The following is a 21,087-nucleotide window of genomic DNA, read 5'->3' on the forward strand; positions in this document are numbered from 1 at the left end:
GCGCACGGCGCGTGCGGTCGACAGCCGACAGGTACTGTACGAAAATACAGTACACACCATGTCCACGCCCTACGCCGAACTTCACTGCCTGAGCCACTTCAGTTTCCAGCGCGGCGCCTCGTCGCCTGAGGAACTGGCCGAGCGCGCCGCCGCGCTCGGCTACACGGCACTGGCCATCACCGACGAATGCTCGCTGGCCGGCGTCGTGCGCGCCCACGTGGCACTGCGTGCCCTGCCCGACCCGAAACCGGCGCTGATCATCGGCAGCGAAATCCGCCTGGCCGACGGACCCAAGCTGGTGCTGCTGGCCTGCAACCGCAACGGTTACGGCAATCTGGCCGAACTGATCACGCGCGGCCGCATGGCGGCGGACAAGGGCCGTTACCACCTGACGCTGGCCGACCTCGACGCCGGCCTGTCCGACTGCATCGCGCTGCTGACACCGACCGACGACGATGTTGCAGACGCCGACATGCTGGTCGCACACGCCGCCTGGCTGAAGTCGCGTTTCGGTGAGCGCGCCTGGCTGGCGGTGGAACTGCACCTGGGTACCGACGACTGCGCCAAGCTGGCGGCCCTGGAGGCGGCGGCCGACGCCAGCGGCCTGCCGTTGTGTGCCGCCGGCGATGTGCACATGCACGTGCGCAAGCGGCGCCGGCTGCAGGACACGCTGACCGCCATCCGCCTGCACTGCACGCTGCCCGAATGCGGCGAACGACTGTTTCCGAACGGCGAGCGCCACCTGCGCCTGCTGCACCGGCTGGCGCAGATCCATCCGGCAGAACAACTGGCCGCGAGCGTGCACATCGCCGCGCAGTGCAGCTTCTCGCTCGACGAACTGCGCTACGAGTACCCGGAAGAGATCGTGCCGGCCGGCCATACGCCAGCGTCCTGGCTGCGTCATCTGGCCGAACGCGGCTATGTCGAGCGCTGCGCGCAGATCCGTCGCGTGGTCAGGCTGGACGACGCCACCTTCGAACTGAAGGCGGGCAAGTTGCGCCAGCAGATCGAGGACGAACTGGCGCTGATCGCCGAGCTCAAGTACGAACCCTACTTCCTGACCGTGTACGACATCGTGGCCTGGGCACGCAGCCGCGGCATCCTCTGCCAAGGCCGCGGCTCGGCCGCCAATTCGGCGGTGTGCTACTGCATCGGCGTGACCGAGGTCGACCCGTGGCGGGCCAACATGCTGTTCGGTCGCTTCATTTCGCGCGAGCGCAACGAAGCGCCGGACATCGACGTCGATTTCGAGCACGAGCGGCGCGAGGAAGTGATCCAGTACATCTACGGCAAGTACGGCCGCGACCGCGCCGCACTGGCCGCCAGCCTGACCTGCTACCGGCCGCGCTCGGCGCTGCGCGACGTCGGCCGCGCACTCGGCTTCAGCGACGACGCGCTCGACCGCCTGACGCGCGGCCACATGTGGTGGGACGGCCGACAGGTGCGCGAGGACCGCATGGCCGAAGCCGGCTTCAGCCCCGCCTCGCCGCACGTACGCCGGCTGATGGAACTGGCGAACGAACTGATCGGCGCGCCGCGTCACCTGTCGCAGCACGTCGGCGGCTTCGTCATCGCCCGCGGCCGGCTGTCGCGCCTGGTGCCGATAGAAAACGCACGGATGCCGGACCGCTGCGTCATCCAGTGGGACAAGGACGACCTCGAAGCGGTCGGTCTGATGAAAGTCGATGTGCTGGCGCTCGGCATGCTGACCGCGATACGCAAGACGCTGCAGTCGCTGGCGGCCTACGCCGATGCGCATCCGGCGTCACCGGCGGCAGTGCCGGGACGGATACCCCGCAGCGTCGCCGACATTCCGCCCGAAGACCCGGCGACCTACGACATGCTGTGCCGCGGCGAATCGACCGGCGTGTTCCAGGTCGAATCGCGGGCGCAGATGAACATGCTGCCGCGACTGCGGCCGCGCCGTTACTACGACCTGGTCATCCAGGTCGCCATCGTGCGCCCGGGGCCGATACAGGGCGGCATGGTCCATCCCTACCTGGCCCGCCGCCATCTGCCGCCAGAACGGATCGACTACCCGTCGGACGAATTGCGCCCGGTACTCGAACGCACGCTGGGCGTGCCCATCTTCCAGGAACAGGTGATGCAGCTGGCCGTCGTCGCCGCCGGTTTCACGCCGGGTGAGGCCGACCAGATGCGCCGTTCGATGGCCGCCTGGCGGCAACGCGGCACGATGGAAAAATTCCAGCACAAGCTGACTGAAGGCCTGCTGAACAAGGGCTACACGCCGGAATTCGCCGAACAGATCTACCGCCAGATCGAGGGCTTTTCCGGCTACGGTTTTCCGGAGTCCCACGCCGCCAGCTTCGCACTGCTGGTCTATGCCTCGTCCTGGCTCAAGTGCCACCACCCGGCCGCCTTTCTGTGCGGCCTGCTGAACAGCCAGCCCATGGGCTTCTACGCGCCGGCCCAGCTGATCGCCGACGCGCGCACGCACGGCGTCGAGGTGCATCTGGCCGACGTGACGGTGAGCGGCTGGGACTGCGTGCTCGAACGCCCGTCGTCATCGCGCGTATCCGGGCCTGCCGTGCGGCTGGGCCTGCGCATGATCAAGGGCGTGTCGCAGGACACCATGCAAAGCCTGATCGCCGCCCGCGCAAAGGCGCCGTTCGCGAATGTCGACGACCTCGCCCGCCGCGCCCGGCTGGACCGGCAGCAGTTGCGCTGCCTCGCTGCCGGCGGAGCGCTGCAGCCGCTCGCCGGCAACCGCCACCAGGCACACTGGCAGGCGGCGGTGCGGCGCCCGGACGCACTGCTGGGCGACGCGCCGGTGAACGAAACGCCGCTCGCGCTGGCGGCGCCGCACGAAGGCGAGGACATCGTCGCCGATTACGCCAGCCTCGGTTTCACGCTGGGCCGTCATCCGCTGGCGCTGCTGCGCGGCGAACTGGCCGCGCAGCGCTTCATCACCGCCGCCGAACTGCGCCGTCTGCCCGACCGCGCACTCGCCCGTGCCGCCGGCATCGTCACCTGTCGCCAGCGCCCGGGCACGGCCAGCGGCGTCATGTTCGTCACGGTGGAAGACGAAACCGGGCTGGCCAACGTGATCGTGCACAAGGACGTGCAGGAGAAACAGCGGCACGAAGTGCTGGGCGCTACCCTGCTCGGCATCTACGGTCAGGTATCGCGCGAAGGCGAGGTGATCCACCTGATCGCTCGCCGCCTGGTCGACCGCTCGGCGCTGCTCGGAGCGCTGACGCCGCGCAGTCGGGATTTCCACTAGAAAGCGACTACAGTCCCCTCTTCCACGACCGTTCCCGCACGCCATGACGCCCGGCCAGCCCGCTCCCGACTTCGACGCCTTCGACCAGCACGGCCACCGCCACCGTCTCGCCGATTACCGTGGCCGCTGGCTGGCGCTGTATTTCTATCCGCGCGACGACACGCCGGGCTGCACGAAACAGGCCTGCTCCATCCGCGACGGTCGGACTGACCTCGCCGCTCGCGGGCTCACCGTGCTCGGCGTATCGGCACAGGGCAGCGCGGCGCACCGCGCTTTCACCGACAAGTTCGCCCTCGATTTCCCGTTGCTGGTCGATGACGGCCAGCGCATCGCCCGCCGCTACGGCGCGCTCGGCAGCGGTCCGGCCGGACTGCTGCGCCGCTGGCTGGGTGCCTACCGGCGGATCAGCGTGCTGATCGACCCCGAAGGTCGCATCGCACACCTGATCGAACGACCCGACGTGAGCCGCCACGCCGACGAACTGCTCGGTCTGCTGCCGCCACGTTGAGCGCCCGCGCCACGGACGATTGTCATACGCCGTCCGGCATGTGGACGCTGCACCCGCCAGACGCTCTCGCACAAGACACTGATATTCCAGCGTTTCCGCTCCTCGTCTTCATGGCACGTCATCTGCTCTCCGCTGCACGGCGCGTCGTGCGCCGGACCGACGGGGAGGATGCATGCTGGCCTGGCTGCTCAGACGACATTTCTGGTTCGAACTGCAACGCATCGCCGACTGCGAATCGCGCGACGAGGACTACTGCCCGTCGCCACGCGGCAGCGCCAATGAGCGGCAGCTGCTGGGCACGCTGTCACGCGTGTTCTCCGGCCTGCGCAACCGGGCACGCAGCGCCGAAACGCGCGCGCACGAGCTGGAACAGATGCTGGACGTGGCCGCCGACAACGCGCAGTCGCTGCGTCAGGAGCTGGGCGAAGCGAGCGCGCGCAGCAGTCTGATCGCCGCCGTGGTCGACGCCGGACTGTGGGAAGTCCGGCTGGGCGACGCCCGCACGCCGGACCTGAAACACCCGGTCTGGTGGTCGGACCGGCTGCGCAGCATGTTGGGCTACGATGACAGCGATTTCCCGGACCGCCTCGACAGCTGGGCCTCGCGCCTGCATCCGGAAGACCGCAAACAGGCGCTCGACGCGCTGGCGCGGCAATGGACCGACCGGCGCGACGGCGACTGGCCGGATACGCGCTACCGGATGGCACACAAGGACGGCAGCTACCGCTGGCTGCTGTCGCGCACCCGCACCGTGCGCGACGAACAGGGCATCGTGCGCATCGCCGGCTCGTTGACGGACATCAGCCGCATCCGCGAGGACGAGGCGAAACTCGACGCCGCACTCACCCGTTTCGAACTGGCCAGCGACATGCTGTCGGACGGCATCTGGGACCTCGACGTGGTGGCCGGCGACCCGGTCAATCCGTCCAACACCTTCTGGTGGTCGACGCAGTTCCGACGCCTGCTCGGCTTCGAAACCGAAGAGGAATTCCCGAACGTGCTCGACAGTTGGGCCTCGCGCCTGCACCCGGACGACAAGCCGGGCGTGCTCGAAGCCTTCACCCGCCACCTGATGGACCGCAGCGGCAACACGCCCTACTCGATCGACTACCGGCTGCGCTGCAAGGACGGCGTCTATCGCTGGTTCCGCGCCCGCGGCCGAACCCGGCGCGACGACCGCGGCACACCGCTGCGCGTGGTTGGCGCGCTCACCTGCATCGAGGCCGAGCACAACGAACACCATCTGCAGGAGGTCGAAGCGCGTCAGCGAGAGCAACTCAGCGACAACGTGCAGAAGATCCGCGCCATCGTCACCGCCATCCGCGCCATCGCCGACCAGACCAACCGGCTGGCGCTGAACGCGGCGATCGAGGCCGCACGCGCCGGCGACGCCGGTCGCGGCTTTTCGGTGGTGGCCGACGAGGTGCGCACGCTGTCCGAACGCACGCGCGAGGCGACCGAACAGATCGCCCGCATCATCCCCGACGGCGACTGAAGGGGCGTGGCGCCGGCCGCCCTCCTCCCTCCTACTTGATCGAGAAGTCGGCGCGGTTCGGCGCCGTCTTGTCGTCCTTGCCGTCAGCCGGCTTGTCGCCACCGGTAGCCGGCTCGCCCGCCTTGGGTGCCAGCACGAACAGGCGCGCGTCCTCGACCTTGGCGTTGCGCGTCAGGTAGTCCTTCACCGTCTGCGCCCGCGCAAGGCCGAGCAGGCGCAGATCCTCGTCGCTGACCTCGGTATTGGTCAGGATGAGCTTTTCCATTTCCGGCACCGGCAGGTCCTTGGCCAGACCAACCAGATTGCGCGGCTTCGGGAAATCCGCCGCCTTGTAGACCGCCTTCAGCAGATCCGGATATTCCTCCGGCGACACCGTCATCGTTTCGGCCGAGGCTTTGGTTTTCGCCGCCTTGACCGCACGCACCTTCTGCTCCAGCAGCGCGCGGCGGTAGCCTTCGATGTCGGTCGCGCGATCGGTGCGGCCGGTCACTTCCAGTTTCAGCGCCGGTCGGTCGGTCAGCGCCTTGCCCAGCGTGTCGAGCTTGCTGCGCGCGGTATCAGTCAGCGTTGCGCGACCCGGCTCGAAGGCGACGTGATCGAGATCGGCCTCGGAGCCGAACAGCGAACCGAGCAGCGCGAACGGCGAAGTGACCGCCTTGACGATCAGGTTCACGATCACCTTGACGACGATGCCGCCGATGGAGAACTGCGGATCGGACAGCGAACCGCTGATCGGCAGATTGATGTCGATGACGCCGTTGCGGTCCTGCAGCAGCGACACCGCCAGCAGCACCGGCGCCTTGATGGCGTCCGGGCTGTCGACCTTGTTGCCGAAGGTGAGCTGATCGAGGATGACGTTGTTCTGGGCAGTCAGCTGGTCGTTCTCGATCTTGTAGGCAATGTTGACGCTGAGCTTGCCCTTCTCGATGCCGTAGCCGACGTACTTGCCCGAATAGGGCGACAGCGGCGCCAGCTCGATGCCACGCGCACTGGCCTTGATGTCGAGGAAGAGCGCCTCGGCCAGCGGATTGATGCGGCCGGTGATGTCGATCGGCGCCGAACCTTCGACCAGGCCGCGCAGTTCCACCTCGCCGGCGGTGCCGGATGCAGAGCTGAGGCCGGATACGCGGCCGCCCAGTTCGGACAGCTGGGCACGGTAGTTCGGCTTGATGAAGAAGTCGCTGAAATCGACGCGGCCGCCCTGCATCACGATGGTTTTCACGTCGATCGGCGGACGCGCCGCATTGATCATCTGTGCCAACGCCGCGCTCTGGCTGCCGGCGGCCGGCGCCGCCGCCGGGCGGGCAGCCGGTGCCGGAGCAGGCTTGGCGGCCGGCGCGGCGGCCACCGGCGCGGTCGCAGCCGCCCCGTCCTTGCGTACCACGTCCTGCAGGTTCAGCCGGCCCTGCGGCGACACGATGATGCGGGCGAAGTAATCCGACAGCGCGACTTCGTTGATCGACAGTCCGGCCAGCAGATCGGGCTTGCGGCTGTCCAGCTTCAGCGCAATGCCGCCTGCGAACAGCGAGCGCCACTTCAGCAGGTCGGAGGCGTTCACCTTTTCGGTCAGGTGCACGTTCTCGACATGGGTTTCACCCTTCCACGCCAGTGTCCAGTCACCTGCCGGCTGCGTCTGCAGCGCGAGGTCGCCGCGCAGGCTCAGCACGCCGGCGAGCAGTTCGGCGTTGAGCTTCTGCGCCATCCAGGGCTGGCCGACCAGCAGGTCGAGGCGGCGCGCATCGATCTTCAGGTCGGCCTGTACCGGCGACAGCGAAAAGCCGCCGCGTACGCCGAACAGACCGCCCTTGGCGTCACGGAAGCCGAGGTCCAGCTTCGATTTCTGCTTCAGGTCGGTGCCGACGTTTTCCAGCTTGAGCGACAGCCGGTCGAGTTCGACCACGGCCGGTGTCGTCAGCGTGCGGTCCTCGAAGCGGACCGCGCCGTCCTTGATGTTCAGCGCCGACAGCTGCGCGGTCCATGCCGAAGCGGACGCCGCCGGCGCGGCGTGCCCCGCCGCCGCTGACGAGGGGCGCACCAGACCGGCGAGATCGATGTCGCCGTCGGCCTGACGCGCCGCGCGCAGACGCGGCTTGAGCAGATCCAGTGCGCCGACCGCGACCTTGCGCGTCGACAGGTCGATGCGCGCCTGGCTCACGACGATGTCGTCGGCCTGGGCAAATGCGTTCTTCTCGCCGCGACGCGTGAGCTTGAGGCGGGCCACGCCCGCCTCGGTCACCAGCACCTCGCCCTGCGGCGCCCCGTCAGCCAGTCGCAGGCCGAAGCGCGTACCGATGCGCACGTCAGCCTGATCGACCGAGAAGTTGATCAGGTCGGCAAAGTAGGGGCTGAAGCGCGGCACCTCGACGCCGCTCACCGTCAGCTCGCCCTCGATGTCGGGCGCACTCGCGCGCAGCTTTGCGTCGACCGCCAGCCGCGTATTGCCCTCAGCCTGCGCGGCGATCACCAGCGTTGCCGGGGCATCGCCCTGCAGCGAGAAATCGCGCAGCACGATATCCATCGGCTCGATCACGTAACTGAAGGGCTTGGCCGGCATTTCGTCGGTGAAGGCGACGCGTGCCTGCAGTACCTCCAACAGCCCGACCTTCACCTCCGGTGCCTTCGCCGGCTCGGCCGGCGCCGTTTCCGGTGCCGCGGTGGCGCTCGGTGCAGGGCGCGGTCGCGCCAGCAAGGCCTGCAGGTTCAGCTTGCCATCCTTCGCGCGGGACACTTCGAAATCCGGCTGATCGATGCGGACGCTGGCGATGTCGATCTTGCCGGCCAGAGGCTGGATCTCGTTCAGCACCACATCCAGCGCCGGCAGCTTGAACAGCGGACTGCCGTCGCGGCTGTCGAGTTCGAAATCGCGCAGTTCCAAAGTGCCCTGCAGCACGATGCGCGGCGCGCCCTCCTTGTTCTGGCGGAAGCCCAGCTCGATGTCAGTGTCCAGCAGGCCGGAACTGATGCGGAAGCCCAGTGGCACCGGCGAGTACTCATCGAAGCGCGCGAGGTTGAGCGCGTTGAACTCGACCTTCATCGTCGCTTCGCGTTCGTCGATGAAGGGCCGCACCTTGCCCTTCATCGAAAACGGCGCGTCGTTGATGCGGGCCGCGATCGAGGGCTCGACGAACAGTTCGACGTCGGACGGCAGGTTGGACACGAAGGGCAGGCCGATCTGGATGTCGCTGATCGCGTGCTTGCGCGCGAAGGGCTGATCGTCGATATCGACGCGGCCGTCGCGCAGCACGATGTTGTTGATCGAGAAGCGCGCCGGCTCCTCGCTCGGCGGCTGGTCGAGAATCTTCTGCAGCACGTCGCTGAAATTGAAGCGGCCTTCCTCGTCGAGACGCACGATGCGCAGCCAGGGCCGCTCCACCTGCACCGCCCGCACCACCGGTGCGCCCTTGAACAGCGACGCCCACTCGACGTCGACGGTCAGGCTGTCCAGCGTCACCGCCTCGTCCTTGCCGTTGGCCTCCAGCAACTTCAGTCCCGACACCGTCAGTTCCAGCGTGTAGGGGTTGATCGACACCGCCTGCAGCGTCAGCGCACGACCGAGGAATTCGGAACCGTGCTTCTCGGCCAGCGAACGCACCAGATGCGGCGCCGCAAACGCACCGAGCAGACCGAACAGCACGGTTGCGGCGACGATGCCGATGCAGGTCTTGCGTACGGCGGGACGGGAAAAGAGGGCGTTGAGCGACATGGGCAAGCGGATCCAGGCGGGTGAACGGGGCGATTATGACGCGGGGCCGGCTGCAAGATGTCGTGCGGCAGCATCCAGCGCTTCGTCGAGCACGACGACGTATGCACGCAACGCGTCGGGCAGCTGTTCCGTCGACAGGCTGGCGCCGCGCAGTGCGCGTTCCAGCCGCGCCGCCTCAACGCCGGCGCGGGCAAAACCGAGGTTCAGACAGACGCCCTTGAGCGCATGTATCTGGCGGACGATGTCGGCAGCCGGTTCGCCGACACGCGCCGCCAGTGCGTCGCGCAGCGCCCTGACCTCGCCCAGCGTGGTGGCGAGGATTTCGCCGTAGAGCGCGAGATCGCCATCGAACTGCTGGCGCACGGCGGCCAGATCGAGCGCAGGTCGCGCCTCATCGGTGACCGGTTCCGCGATCGGCTCGACGGTTGCCGGCGTCATGGTCTGCAGCACGTCGCCGCGGCCGGCGGCGGTGGTCGCCAGTACCCCGAGCAAGGCGTGCGCGTCGACCGGTTTGGTCAGGTAGGCACGCATGCCCAGCGCCAGGCACTCGTCCCGCTCCTCGGTCACCGCGTGCGCGGTCAGGCCGACGACGGGCGGCGCGGCAGCGCCCAGGCGGGCGACGATCTCGCGCGTCGCAGTCTTGCCGTCCATCACCGGCATCTGGATATCCATCAGCACCAGGTCGATGCCACCGGCGCAGACGCGTTCCAGCGCCTGCCGCCCGTCGACGGCCTGCTCGGCGTGCGCGCCCGCGCGTTCGACCAGATGAACCGCCACCGTCCGGTTGACCGCGATGTCATCGACGACAAGCACGCGCAGATCGGCCAGCGACACCGCGGATATCTGCTCGGCAGCCGTCGGCAGCGCACCGTCCTCCACCTGTTCGAGCCAGACCTCGGCCCAGAAGGTGGCGCCCTCGCCCGGCGCGCCACTGCCGCCGACACGACCGCCCATCGCCTCAGCCAGCCGCTTGCAAATGGTCAGGCCGAGGCCGGTACCGCCGTGGCTGCGCACCACCGATGCGTCGGCCTGCACGAAGGGCTCGAAAAGCGCGTCGATCTCGTCAGACGACACCCCGCGACCGGTGTCGCGCACCGTCACGCGCAGGCGCACCCGCTGACCCGCCCGTTCGCACAACGCGACCTCGACGTCGACGCGACCGTGTGCGGTGAACTTCAACGCGTTCGACACGTAGTTGTTCAGTATCTGCGCCAGCCGCGTCGGATCGCCGCACAGCGCCGGCGGCACTTCCGGCGCCAGCTTGAATGTCAGAGCGAGCGCCTTGTCCTGCGCCTGCGCGGCAAACGAGGCGTGGCAGGTTTCCAGCAGGTCGCCGATGGCGAATGGAATGTGTTCCAGGTCGAGCTTGCCGGCCTCGATCTTCGAGAAGTCGAGAATGTCGTTGACGATCATGCGCAGCTGACCGGCTGCGATGCGCAACTGCCGGCTGTGCTCGCGCGCCCGTTGCGGGCTGTCGTTGTCGGCCAGGATGGCCGCCAGCCCGACCACGCCATTCAGCGGGGTGCGGATTTCGTGGCTCATCGCCGCGAGGAAGGCGCTCTTGGCGCGGCTGGCTTCGCGCGCATCGGCCACCGCCTGTTCGGCGCGCAGCAACAGCGCCTCGCGCTCGTCCTCGCGCTGTTGCAGCGACACGGCCATGCCGTTGAACGACTGCGCCAGCACCTGCAGTTCCTGCTCGCCGCTTTCGTCCACCCGCGCGTCGAGCTGGCCTGAGGCGATGCGCTGCGCGCCGTCGGACAGTCGCCGGATACCGTGCGCGAGCCAGCCGCTGAGCAGCCACGAGAACAGCGCGGCGAGCCCCATGCCGAAGACCGCGACGACGGCCGCGAGGCGCTTCGCCTCGGCCAGTTCGATGCGCGCCTGACGGTTGTCGATGCCCAGTTGCACCTCGCCGATGCGCGCGCTGCCGGCCATGATGGGGGCGCTGACAGCAAAGCTGTCGGAACCTTCCGCCAGCGGATCGCTGTCGGCGCTGAAGGTCCGCGCCAGCGCCGCAGCGTCGCCCTTGGCCGCCACCTCGCGGCCATCCTGGTCGAGCACGCGGACAAACACGGCCTCGCGTCGCGACACCAGATCCGACGAGACCGCCTCGATCTTGGCCAGATCGCTCGAAATCAACGCGTCGGACACGGCGGCCGAAAACAGCGACATCGCCATCTGCGCGCTGCGCTGGATCAGATCGGCCTGCGAACTGGCCATCTGGCCCAGCGCGCCGAATATCGTCACCGAAAGCGTCAGCGCCTCGATCAGGGCGATGCCGAGAATGGCCTTCCAGCGGAAGGACATGCGACTGAAGGCGCGCATCTTCATCAACAGGAATCAGCGCACCGGTTCGGCCAGCAATGCATCGAGTACCCGGATATCGAGCGCACGTATCGGCTCCCAGTCCCGATCCTGCGCATTCACGACGCCTTTGAAGCCGATCTGCTTCAGCAGTTCGGCGCCGGGCGCCGAACTGCCGACCTTCTGTATCGCGTCGACGAAATCCCTGCCCACCGACTCCGGCACACCCGGCAGACGGGCGAAGGCGTGCGGCGGGTACTCTGCCGAACGCCAGATGACGCGCATACGATCACGCACGCCGGTGTCGATGGCCTCCAGCGTGCGCTCGATGCCGCCGCCGGCGATAACCAGCCCGCGCGCAACATTCAGGTAAACGGAATCGTGCGAGGCAACGAAACGCGGCTTCACCGAAATGCCGCCGCGCTTCAGTTCAGCCAGCGGAATGACGGTGGCGGCGAAGGCAGCCGGCGATGGAAAGGCGACCTCCTTGCCGTCGAGTTCCTGCACCGAAGCGATGGCACTGTCGTTGCGGACGACGATCAGCCCGCGCAGCTTGCGGTCCTTCTCGCGAGCAAACGCCAGGTAGCCGGCCGCCTGATGGAACACCACATAGTGATAGGGGTTCATATAGGCGATCGCGTACTCGCCACGGGCCAGTCGCTTCTCGAACTCGGTGATGGTCGGCGCCGTCGCGAAACGGAATTCGCAGCCGCTGACGGCCGACACCTCGCGCAACAGCGGAATCCAGCCTTGCGCCAGATCGCTCGCCGCCTGCTGCGGCACGACACCGACGGTGATGACGCCGTCGAGCGCACAGGCCGCGTACAGCGCCGGCGCACCCGACAGACACAGCAGCATCGCCAGTGCGGAGGCGGCGCGACGGATGGAGAGGACGATCATCAACGGGCCCTGTGCTTACCGCTCGGCGGTGAATCCGCGGGGATGCGCAAGCGCACGCCCTCGGCTGTTTGTGGCCGATTCTAGCGCTCAAGTCGCCCCGTCGCGCTGCCGATACTCCACACGAACCCCGCAAAAAGACCCGCCCGCACACCGCCATGTCTGACCTAATAGGATCGGTCGCCAACCTGACCGGTTACCGCGATCGCGACCTCATCGACAGTACCTTCGTCTCGGTACTGGGCGACTGGCTCGATCCGATCGAACTGAATCTGTATCGCTGCGTCGGCGACGTATCCGATCTGCGGCTGCTGCTGCAGGCGGGCATGATCAAAGGGAGCGGCATGCGTGCAGGCGATCCAAGCTGGACGCCGCTCGACGCGCTGCCCGCCCTGTCCGCCCGCCCGCAGTTCGATCAGGCCTTCGGCTGCGACGAACCGTTGCTCGACCTGCCGATGAACGGCCACGACGGCCCCTGGCTCAACCTCTTTCCGGTGTGGGCCGGCGCGCGGCGCTTCGGCATCATCGAACTGATCAGCGAACAGCCCCTGCTGCCGGTGCAGCTGCGCCTTGTGGAGGGTCTGCTGAAGATCTATCGCAACCAGATCAGCCTGCTCGACTACAGCGAACGCGACAGCCTGACCGGCCTGCTGAACCGCAAGACCTTCGACGAACAGTTCCTGAAATGTCTGGACACGATGGCGGGCACCGGGCATGCAGCCGAGGGCTCGCCGAACTGGTGGCTGGGCGTCATCGACGTCGATCACTTCAAGCGCGTAAACGACACTTTCGGTCACCTGATCGGCGACGAGGTGCTACTGCTGGTCGCACGCATCCTGCGCACCGCCTTCCATCACAGCGAATACCTGTATCGCTTCGGCGGCGAGGAATTCATCGTGCTGCTGCGTGCCGAGCACGACGACGAAGCTCACCTTGCCTTCGACTTCTTCCGCCAGCAGCTTTCGGGTTTCGCCTTCCCTCAGGTTGGCACGGTCACCGCCAGTGTCGGCTTCACACGACTGCGCCTGATGGACAATGCCAGCGGATCGGTGGATCGCGCAGATCGCGCGGTCTATCACGCGAAGCACAACGGGCGTAACCAGGTGCATTCGTACGAAGCACTGGTCAAGGCGGGCGTTTTTGAGGAGGTCAACAACAGCGGCGAGATCGAGCTTTTCTGAACTGAGGCGGTTCAGCCTCAAGGCGATCCCGTTGTGGGGCACAGAAAACAAAAAAGGCCGCTTTCGCGGCCTTCTTCGTGAGCACCCCGCAGAAACTGCGGAGCACCTTGTGTTGGCGGAGTGGACGGGACTCGAACCCGCGACCCCCGGCGTGACAGGCCGGTATTCTAACCAACTGAACTACCACTCCAGTGTTGGTGCCGGCACTTTTTCTTCCGGACTTGCACTGCCAGCAAAAGAGCTGGCGTCCCCACGGGGATTCGAACCCCGGTACCTACCGTGAAAGGGTAGTGTCCTAGGCCTCTAGACGATGGGGACCTAGTTTTACCGCTTGCTGCTTTTTTACTGCTTACTGCTTTGTACTGCCTTCTCTCTCGCTTGGTGGAGGTAAGCGGGATCGAACCGCTGACCTCTTGCATGCCATGCAAGCGCTCTCCCAGCTGAGCTATACCCCCGTCGAAAGAGGAGCGCATTATAAACACTGTTCCGGGTTTGTAAAGCATCTCGCGCAATTATTTTTGTCGGACGTCGATCGACATTTCGGGTTCGTGACATACGCATATCACATCGGCATTCACCCATCACACCGAGTTGCGCTGACCTTCGCTTACTGACCGGCGTCGGGCAGCACCTTGCCCGGATTCATCAAGCCGTACGGATCGAATGCGCGCTTCACCGCCCTCATCATGTCCAGCTCGACCGTGCTCTTGCACGTCGCCAGCAGGTCACGCTTGAGCTGGCCGATGCCGTGCTCGGCCGAGATCGATCCACCGAGTGCGATCACCGTTCCATGTACCTGTTCGCTCGCCACCTTCGCGTCGGCGATCAGCCGCGCGTTGTCGGAGGCATCGGTGAAGGACAGGTTGTAGTGCAGATTGCCGTCGCCGGCGTGGCCGAACACCACCACGCGCACGCCTGGCAACACGGCGGCGAGCTTGTCGCCGGCCGCCTCGATGAAATGCGGAATGCTGCCGACAGGCACGCTGATGTCGTGCTTCACGCTGAAGCCTTCGATGCGCTGCGCCTCGGATATGTTCTCGCGCAGTGCCCACAGCGCCTTCGCCTGTGCGCCGTCCTGCGCGATCACCGCGTCGCGCACCATCCCGCGCTCGAGCAGCGCTGCCAGCATGTCGCCAAGCTTGGTTTCGAGCGTCGGGTCGTTGCCAGCGAGTTCGACCAGCGCATACCAGGGCGCTGCATCCGCGAACGGATCGCGCGCTCCGGGAATGTGCTTCAGCACCATGCCCAGCGCCTCGCGACCGACCAGTTCGAATGCGTTCAGTAGGTCGCCTGCCTGCGCCTGCAGCACATGCAGCAGATCGATGCCGCGCTGCGGGCCGTCGAGTGCCACCCAGGCGAGCGCGGTGTTCACCGGCAGCGGCGCGAGCTTCAGCACGGCCGCGGTGATGAAGCCCAGCGTGCCTTCGGCGCCGATGAACAGGTGCTTGAGGTCGTAGCCGGTATTGTCCTTGCGCAGCGCACGCAGGCCGTTCCACAGCCGACCGTCGGGCAGCACGACTTCGAGACCGAGTACCTGGTCGCGCGCGTTGCCGTGGCGCAGCACATGTACGCCGCCAGCGTTGGTCGACAGGTTGCCGCCGATCTCGCACGAGCCTTCTGACGCCAGACTGAGCGGAAACAGCAGGCCGGCGTCACGCGCAGCGGCCTGTACCGCAGCCAGCGTGCAGCCGGCCTCGACGGTGATCGACGCATTATCGCGATCAAGCACGCGGATGCGATTCAGGCGCGACAGGGTGACCAGCACTTCGTAGCGCCCCGCATGCGGCGTGGCGCCACCGCACAGGCCGGTATTGCCGCCCTGCGGCACCATGGGCAGTTGTGCCTCGTGACAGACGTGCACCACCTGCATCAGTTCATCGACCGTTGCCGGGCGCACGACGCACAGGGCTTCGCCGCGATAACGGCCGCGCCAGTCGGTGCAATACGGCGCGAGGTCAGCGGCAGCGGTCAGCAGATGGCTGTCGCCGACCACTGTCCGCAGCCGCGCCAGTGCCGACACGATGCGTCCGTCCTCCATATCAGCTCCGGATCCCGTTCACGCTGCGCCGACGCACGGGCGACTCATCGTCAGCCTTCGGTGACGACTTCGGCGTACAGGTCGTGCACATCGCAATCGGTGATGCGCACACGCACGAAGTCGCCGACTTCGAGGTCCTGACCGTCGAGGATGTGCACCAGGCCGTCGATGTCCGGCGCGTCGCCTTCGGAGCGAGCGACCGCGCCGTCCTCGTCGACTTCATCGACCAGCACGATCATCTCGCGGTCGATCTTCTCTTCCAGCCGCTGGGTCGAAATGTCTTCCTGGAATTCCATCAGGCGCTGACGGCGCTCCTCGCGCACCTCTTCCGGCAGCGCGCCCGGCAGGTCGTTGGCGCTGGCGCCATCGACCGGCGAATAGGCGAAACAGCCGACGCGGTCCAGCCGTGCTTCACCAAGGAAGTCGAGCAGCTCCTCGAACTCCTGTTCGGTCTCGCCCGGAAAGCCGGCGATGAAGGTGCTGCGTATCGTGATGTCGGGGCAGATCGAACGCCAGGCGCGGATGCGTTCGAGGTTGTTCTCGGCATTGGCCGGCCGCTTCATCGCCTTCAGCACGCGCGGGCTGGCGTGCTGGAAGGGCACGTCGAGGTAGGGCAGGATCTTGCCCTCGGCCATCAGCGGGATGATGTCGTCGACATGTGGATACGGATACACGTAATGCATGCGCACCCACATATCCAGCTCGCCCAGCGCGCTCGCCAGGTCGTACAGCTTGGTGCGCAGCGGCTTGCCGCCCCAGAAGCCGGTGCGGTACTTCACATCGACGCCGTAGGCGCTGGTGTCCTGCGACACGATGAGCAGTTCGCGCACACCGGCGTCGCGCAGCGCCTCGGCTTCGCGCATCACGTCGCCGATCGGCCGGCTCACCAGATCGCCACGCATCGACGGGATGATGCAGAAACTGCAGCGGTGATTGCAGCCTTCGGAAATCTTCAGGTAGGCGTAGTGCGACGGCGTGAGCCGTATGCCCTGCGGCGGCACCAGGTCGGAAAAGGGATCGTGCGGCTTGGGCAGGTGGCGATGGACGGCGTCCATCACCTCTTCGGTCGCGTGCGGACCGGTCACCGCCAGCACCTGCGGATGAGCGGACAGCACCTGCTGGCGCTTCGGCCCCTCCGCGCCCATACAGCCGGTCACGATCACCTTGCCGTTCTCGGCCAGCGCCTCGCCGATCGCGTCGAGCGATTCCTCGACCGCGGCATCGATGAAGCCACAGGTGTTGACGACCACGACATCGGCATCGTCGTAGGTCGGCACGATGTCGTAGCCTTCGGAGCGCAGGCGGGTCAGGATGGACTCGGAGTCCGAAGTCGCCTTCGGACAGCCGAGAGAAACGAAGCCGACCTTGGGGGTCGGCTTTGTGGTGTTGCCAGATTCAGAAGTACGGGTCACGCCGCGTCTCCGCCGCAAAACCCTGCAGTTTACTTGTTTTGCGGGCCTTTATCGCCCCCCGGTCCGAAGCCGGGAAACTTGAAACCGGACATCATCGAGCGGGTCTGCTGCTCGATCTGCTCCTGCATCTGCACGAACATGCGTTTGCTCTGCTCCATATAGGCACCCATCATGCTCTGCATGGCCGGGCCCTGGAAGTTCAGGAACTGCGCCCAGAGGTCCTTGCTCATCGCGTTGTTGTCGCCGTAGATCGCGCGCGCCTGGTCCTGGAGCTTGCTCTGCACGTCGGTGAAGGCCTTGATGTTGCCTTCGAGGTACTTGCCCATCATGCCCTGCATCGCGTTGCCGTAGAAGCGGATCATCTGCGACAGCAGGTCGGACGTGAACATCGGCACGCCTTCGCTTTCTTCCTCGATGATGATCTGCAGCAGGATGCTGCGGGTGAGGTCTTCGCCCGTCTTTGCATCGACAACCTGGAACTCGGCATTCTCGAGAACCAGTTCCTTCACGTCGGACAGCGTGATGTAGGAACTCGTGCGGGTGTCGTAAAGCCGGCGGTTGGGATATTTCTTGATCAGCCTGTTGGTGGAACCTGTCCCCTCGCGGCTTTCGGAAGCGCTCATTGTGTGGTGTCCTCGCTCGTTTGAACTACCCCGGGGCGGTGTTTCCGCCCACTCTGTTTTGATCATACAGCAAGCAAAGGCCTTATGCGGCAGTGCCGCATAAGGCCTTTCGATGCGTCACAAACCCGTCTTTACCGCAATTACTGGTAGTACAGACCGCCGTTGATGTTCAGCGTTGCACCGGTCACGTAACCCGCCATGTCGGAGGCGAGGTAGGACACCGCAGCACCGATCTCTTCCGGCTTGCCCAGACGCTTCATCGGCACCGAGTCAATGATGCCCTGACGGATGTCCTCGCGGATCGCCATCACCATGTCGGTGCCGATATAGCCAGGAGCGATCGCATTGACGGTGACGCCCTTGGCGGCCATTTCGGCGGCCAGCGCCTTGGTGAAGCCGACCACGCCAGCCTTGGCAGCCGAGTAGTTGGTCTGGCCGGCCTGACCCTTGACGCCATTGACCGACGAAATGTTGATGATGCGACCCCAGCCGCGTTCGGCCATCTTGCCGGCGACGTGGTGCGTCACGTTGAACAGGCTGTCGAGGTTGGTGGTCAGCACCGCATCCCACTGGGCCTTGTCCATCTTGGAGAAAAACTTGTCACGGGTGATGCCCGCGTTGTTCACGACCACGTCGACCGGGCCGATGTCCTGCTCGACCTTGTCGATCATCGACTTGCAGGAATCGTAGTCGGACACGTCGCCCTCGGCGGCTTTCATTTCAAAGCCTTCGGCCTGCATCTTGGCCAGCCATTCGTCCTTTTGGGGGAACGCGGGCAGACAGTTCGCCACGACGGTGTAGCCGTCCTTGGCCAGTGCCTTGCAGATTGCGGTACCCAGACCGCCCATACCCCCGGTAACCAGGGCAACTCGTTTCGTCATGACTTCTCTCCCAGCCAGCTGCGTGAAAAACCTTCCACCCCCGCCGGACGAGGTGGAAGGCGTGCGCGGACCTCCGCGCAGGCGGTCAGGACATGTGCTGACCGCCGTTGATTGCAATGTTGGCGCCGGTGACGAAAGCCGCTTCGTCCGACGCCAGATAGGCCACCAGGCCTGCAATCTCTTCCGGCTTGCCCAGACGCGATACCGGGATCTGCGGCAGGATCTTCGAGTCGAGGATGTCCTGCGGGATCGCGGTCACCATCTTGGTACCGATATAGCCCGGCGAAATCGTATTCACGGTGACACCGGCGCGCGCCACTTCCAGCGCCAGCGCCTTGGTGAAGCCGTGCATGCCGGCCTTGGCGGCCGAGTAATTGGTCTGGCCGAACGCACCCTTCGAGCCATTCACCGAAGACACGTTGATGACGCGGCCCCACTTGCGCTCAGTCATGCCATCGATGACCTGCTTGGTCATGTTGAAGCAGGAGTCGAGGTTGGTGCTCATCACCACGTCCCAGTCCGCCTTCGTCATCTTCTTGAAGGTCATGTCACGGGTGATGCCGGCGTTATTCACCAGCACATCAACCGGACCGACTTCCTTCACCACCGTTTCGACACACGCCTTGCAGGAGTCGAAATCCGACACGTCGCACGGGTAGGCCTTGAAGCCGTAGCCCATGTTGTTCATGGTCTGCAGCCATTCGGCTGCCTTCGTATTGCCAGGACTGTGTGTGGTCACCACGCGGAAACCCAGTGCCGCGAGCTTGATGCAGATCGCTTCACCCAGTCCTCCCATACCGCCTGTTACCAGTGCGACTCGCGTCATTTCCTTGTCTCCTTTTATTAGTCGAGGGTGTGTCTTCCGCAGCCCCCCTCATGAGGCTGCCATGCGTTCAGTTCGTTGCGCTGCCTTTCACATAGCGCCCGGGTGCGGGCTCGATCACCTTGTATTGCGCGTTGCCCGCTCGTGACGGGGGCGCGACCTTCTTGCCTGACTTGGCAGTCAGCCACTTGATGTAATGCTTCCACCAGCTGCCCGGCTGTTCGCCGGCGTTGGCCCGCCATTCCTCGGCGGTCGATTCGTTGCCGCCAACCCAATGCGAGCGCTTGTCCTTCGAGGCCGGATTGATCACGCCCGCCACGTGGCCGCTGGCGCCCAGTACGAAGGTGGTGTCACCACCGAGCAGCTTGCGCACCAGATAGGCACCGGTCCACGGCACGATGTGGTCTTCCGACGTGGCCAGCAGGTAGGCCGGAATGTCCACCTTGCCCAGATCCGCCTTGACGCCCAGCATTTCGAGTTTACCCGGCACGCGCAGACTGTTTTCGAGGTAGAGGTTGCGCAAGTACCAGGCGAGGAAGGGGCCGGGCAGGTTCGTGCTGTCGCAGTTCCAGTGCAGGATGTCGAAGGCCGGCGGCGTTTCGCCCTTCAGGTAGTTGCCGACCACGTAGTTCCAGATCAGGTCGTTCGGACGCAGGCTGCTGAAGGTCTGCGCCAGTTCGCGACCCGGCAGCAGTCCGCCGCGCCCTATCGTGTGCTCGCGCGCCGCCACCATGCCTTCATCGACCAGGCAGCCGATCTCGCCGGCATCCGAAAAATCGAGCAGCGTGGTCAGCAAGGTCATGCTTGCAGCAGGCTTTTCGCCACGACCGCAGGCGACCGCCAGCGCCGACGCCAGTATCGTGCCGCCGACGCAGAAACCCATGGTGTTCGGCTGCGCATCTCCGCTGATGTCGCGCACCACGTCGAGCGCGGTCAGCGGCCCGAGGCGCAGGTAGTCGTCCCAGGTCAGCTGGGCCAGCGTCTGATCGGGATTGCGCCAGGAAATCAGGAACACGGTGATGCCCTGCTCCACCAGGAAACGCACCAGCGAGTTCTCCGGCTGCAGGTCCATCAGGTAGTACTTGTTGATGCAGGGCGGCACGATCAGCAGCGGCTTGGCGTGCACCTTGTCGGTCGTCGGCGCGTACTGGATAAGCTGTATCAGTTCGTTCTCGAACACCACCGAACCTTCGGTCACGGCAAGGTTCCTGCCCACTTCAAAGGCACCGGGCGCCGACATCGAAATGTGGCCCTGCTGCAGGTCGCGCAGCAGGTTCTCCAGACCGCGACGGATGCTTTCACCCTCGGTGCGCAGCGCGGTTTCGACGAATTCCGGGTTGGTCGCGGCGAAATTGGCCGGCGACATCGCCTCGATCATCTGTTTCGACAGATAGCGCATGCGATCCTTCGCACGCCCGTCGGCCACCGGCGTCGCTTCGACGCAGGCGCGCATGAACTGCGCGTTCAGCAGGTAGGCCTGACGCAGATAGTCGTAATAGGGGCTCTTGGTCCACTCGGGCGCGCGGAAACGGCGGTCTGTGGGTTCGGGCTGTACCACGGCCGGCGCCGGTCCGTCGTCCGGCTTGCGCTGGGAGAAGGCCTGCCAGAGCCGGTGCTGGCTTTCCAGCCACTGCTGATGAAGTTCGGATAAACGGGCGGCTTCGGGTGCCGGGAAGGCACTGCCGTTGAGCGGTGTGTGTGCGGCCAGCGTGCTCTGCTGGCGCGTCATGAATTCGCTGAAGTTCTTGCCCATCGCGGCCATGATGGCCGTCCAGTCGGGCTGCACGGCCTCGTTGCGAGGCGGGACGGACTTTCCGGGTGCTGCCGAGTCACTGCTCATCAAACCAAACCCCAGTCGTTCTTATTCAGATGCAACGCGATGGCGTCGTCGGGAATCTGCGTCTATCGTGCCGGTCGCAATCGCGCCAGGCGAGCATAACAGCGCATGCCGACGGACGTGCGCGCGGTGGGTGCGGCC

The 21,087-nt window shown here is 65.8% G+C and carries 13 protein-coding genes and 3 tRNA genes; 4 read left to right on the plus strand and 12 right to left on the minus strand.

The window, feature by feature from the left end; genetic code table 11:
* Nucleotides 1–58: 58 nt before the first annotated feature.
* From AC51BJ_RS04380 to AC51BJ_RS04390, 3 genes are all read left to right on the plus strand, one after another.
* A complete protein-coding gene (locus AC51BJ_RS04380; protein WP_496279446.1) occupies nucleotides 59–3,244 on the plus strand; it encodes an error-prone DNA polymerase in 3,186 nt (1,061 codons plus the stop codon).
* A gap of 43 nt (nucleotides 3,245–3,287) precedes the next feature.
* Nucleotides 3,288–3,752, plus strand: coding sequence for a peroxiredoxin (locus AC51BJ_RS04385; protein ID WP_430434491.1), 465 nt, complete (start codon nucleotides 3,288–3,290; stop codon nucleotides 3,750–3,752).
* 172 nt (nucleotides 3,753–3,924) lie between these two features.
* The gene (locus tag AC51BJ_RS04390; protein ID WP_496279447.1) at nucleotides 3,925–5,247 is read left to right on the plus strand and encodes a PAS domain-containing protein; all 1,323 of its coding nucleotides are present in this window, start codon (nucleotides 3,925–3,927) and stop codon (nucleotides 5,245–5,247) included.
* A gap of 31 nt (nucleotides 5,248–5,278) precedes the next feature.
* Here AC51BJ_RS04390 and AC51BJ_RS04395 read toward each other — a convergent pair whose 3' ends face one another.
* The 3 genes from AC51BJ_RS04395 to AC51BJ_RS04405 are packed head-to-tail and all read right to left on the minus strand — an operon-like array spanning nucleotide 5,279 to nucleotide 12,154.
* A complete protein-coding gene (locus AC51BJ_RS04395; protein ID WP_496279448.1) occupies nucleotides 5,279–8,950 on the minus strand; it encodes a DUF748 domain-containing protein in 3,672 nt (1,223 codons plus the stop codon).
* Between the two features lie 33 nt (nucleotides 8,951–8,983).
* Nucleotides 8,984–11,281, minus strand: coding sequence for an ATP-binding protein (locus tag AC51BJ_RS04400; protein ID WP_496279449.1), 2,298 nt, complete (start codon nucleotides 11,279–11,281; stop codon nucleotides 8,984–8,986).
* 9 nt (nucleotides 11,282–11,290) lie between these two features.
* Nucleotides 11,291–12,154, minus strand: coding sequence for a PhnD/SsuA/transferrin family substrate-binding protein (locus AC51BJ_RS04405; RefSeq protein ID WP_496279580.1), 864 nt, complete (start codon nucleotides 12,152–12,154; stop codon nucleotides 11,291–11,293).
* A 155-nt stretch (nucleotides 12,155–12,309) separates the two neighbouring features.
* Between AC51BJ_RS04405 and AC51BJ_RS04410 the strand changes: the two genes are divergently transcribed.
* Nucleotides 12,310–13,332 carry a GGDEF domain-containing protein gene (locus tag AC51BJ_RS04410; protein WP_430434496.1) on the plus strand — a complete coding sequence of 341 codons (1,023 nt, stop codon included), beginning with the start codon at nucleotides 12,310–12,312 and terminating at the stop codon, nucleotides 13,330–13,332.
* 113 nt (nucleotides 13,333–13,445) lie between these two features.
* Here the strand turns inward: AC51BJ_RS04410 and AC51BJ_RS04415 are convergent.
* From AC51BJ_RS04415 to AC51BJ_RS04455, 9 genes are all read right to left on the minus strand, one after another.
* Nucleotides 13,446–13,522: transfer RNA gene (locus AC51BJ_RS04415), tRNA-Asp, on the minus strand.
* 52 nt (nucleotides 13,523–13,574) lie between these two features.
* Nucleotides 13,575–13,650: transfer RNA gene (locus AC51BJ_RS04420), tRNA-Glu, on the minus strand.
* 61 nt (nucleotides 13,651–13,711) lie between these two features.
* Nucleotides 13,712–13,787, minus strand: a tRNA-Ala gene (locus AC51BJ_RS04425).
* A gap of 152 nt (nucleotides 13,788–13,939) precedes the next feature.
* The gene (locus tag AC51BJ_RS04430) at nucleotides 13,940–15,370 is read right to left on the minus strand and encodes an FAD-binding oxidoreductase (protein WP_496279450.1); all 1,431 of its coding nucleotides are present in this window, start codon (nucleotides 15,368–15,370) and stop codon (nucleotides 13,940–13,942) included.
* A gap of 50 nt (nucleotides 15,371–15,420) precedes the next feature.
* Entirely contained in the window at nucleotides 15,421–16,782 is a 1,362-nt protein-coding gene (rimO, locus tag AC51BJ_RS04435) for a 30S ribosomal protein S12 methylthiotransferase RimO (protein WP_496279451.1), read from the minus strand.
* 29 nt (nucleotides 16,783–16,811) lie between these two features.
* On the minus strand, nucleotides 16,812–17,405 hold the full coding sequence (gene phaR / locus AC51BJ_RS04440; RefSeq protein ID WP_019917676.1) for a polyhydroxyalkanoate synthesis repressor PhaR: 594 nt from the start codon (nucleotides 17,403–17,405) through the stop codon (nucleotides 16,812–16,814).
* A 140-nt stretch (nucleotides 17,406–17,545) separates the two neighbouring features.
* Nucleotides 17,546–18,286, minus strand: coding sequence for a beta-ketoacyl-ACP reductase (locus AC51BJ_RS04445; RefSeq protein ID WP_024300358.1), 741 nt, complete (start codon nucleotides 18,284–18,286; stop codon nucleotides 17,546–17,548).
* An 85-nt stretch (nucleotides 18,287–18,371) separates the two neighbouring features.
* Nucleotides 18,372–19,112, minus strand: a complete 741-nt coding sequence (gene phbB, locus AC51BJ_RS04450) for an acetoacetyl-CoA reductase (RefSeq protein ID WP_029143758.1) — start codon at nucleotides 19,110–19,112, stop codon at nucleotides 18,372–18,374.
* Between the two features lie 67 nt (nucleotides 19,113–19,179).
* Nucleotides 19,180–20,895, minus strand: a complete 1,716-nt coding sequence (locus AC51BJ_RS04455) for a PHA/PHB synthase family protein (protein ID WP_496279452.1) — start codon at nucleotides 20,893–20,895, stop codon at nucleotides 19,180–19,182.
* Between the last annotated feature and the right edge of the window lie 192 nt (nucleotides 20,896–21,087).

Source organism: Methyloversatilis sp. S146-33 (genome assembly GCF_059552495.1).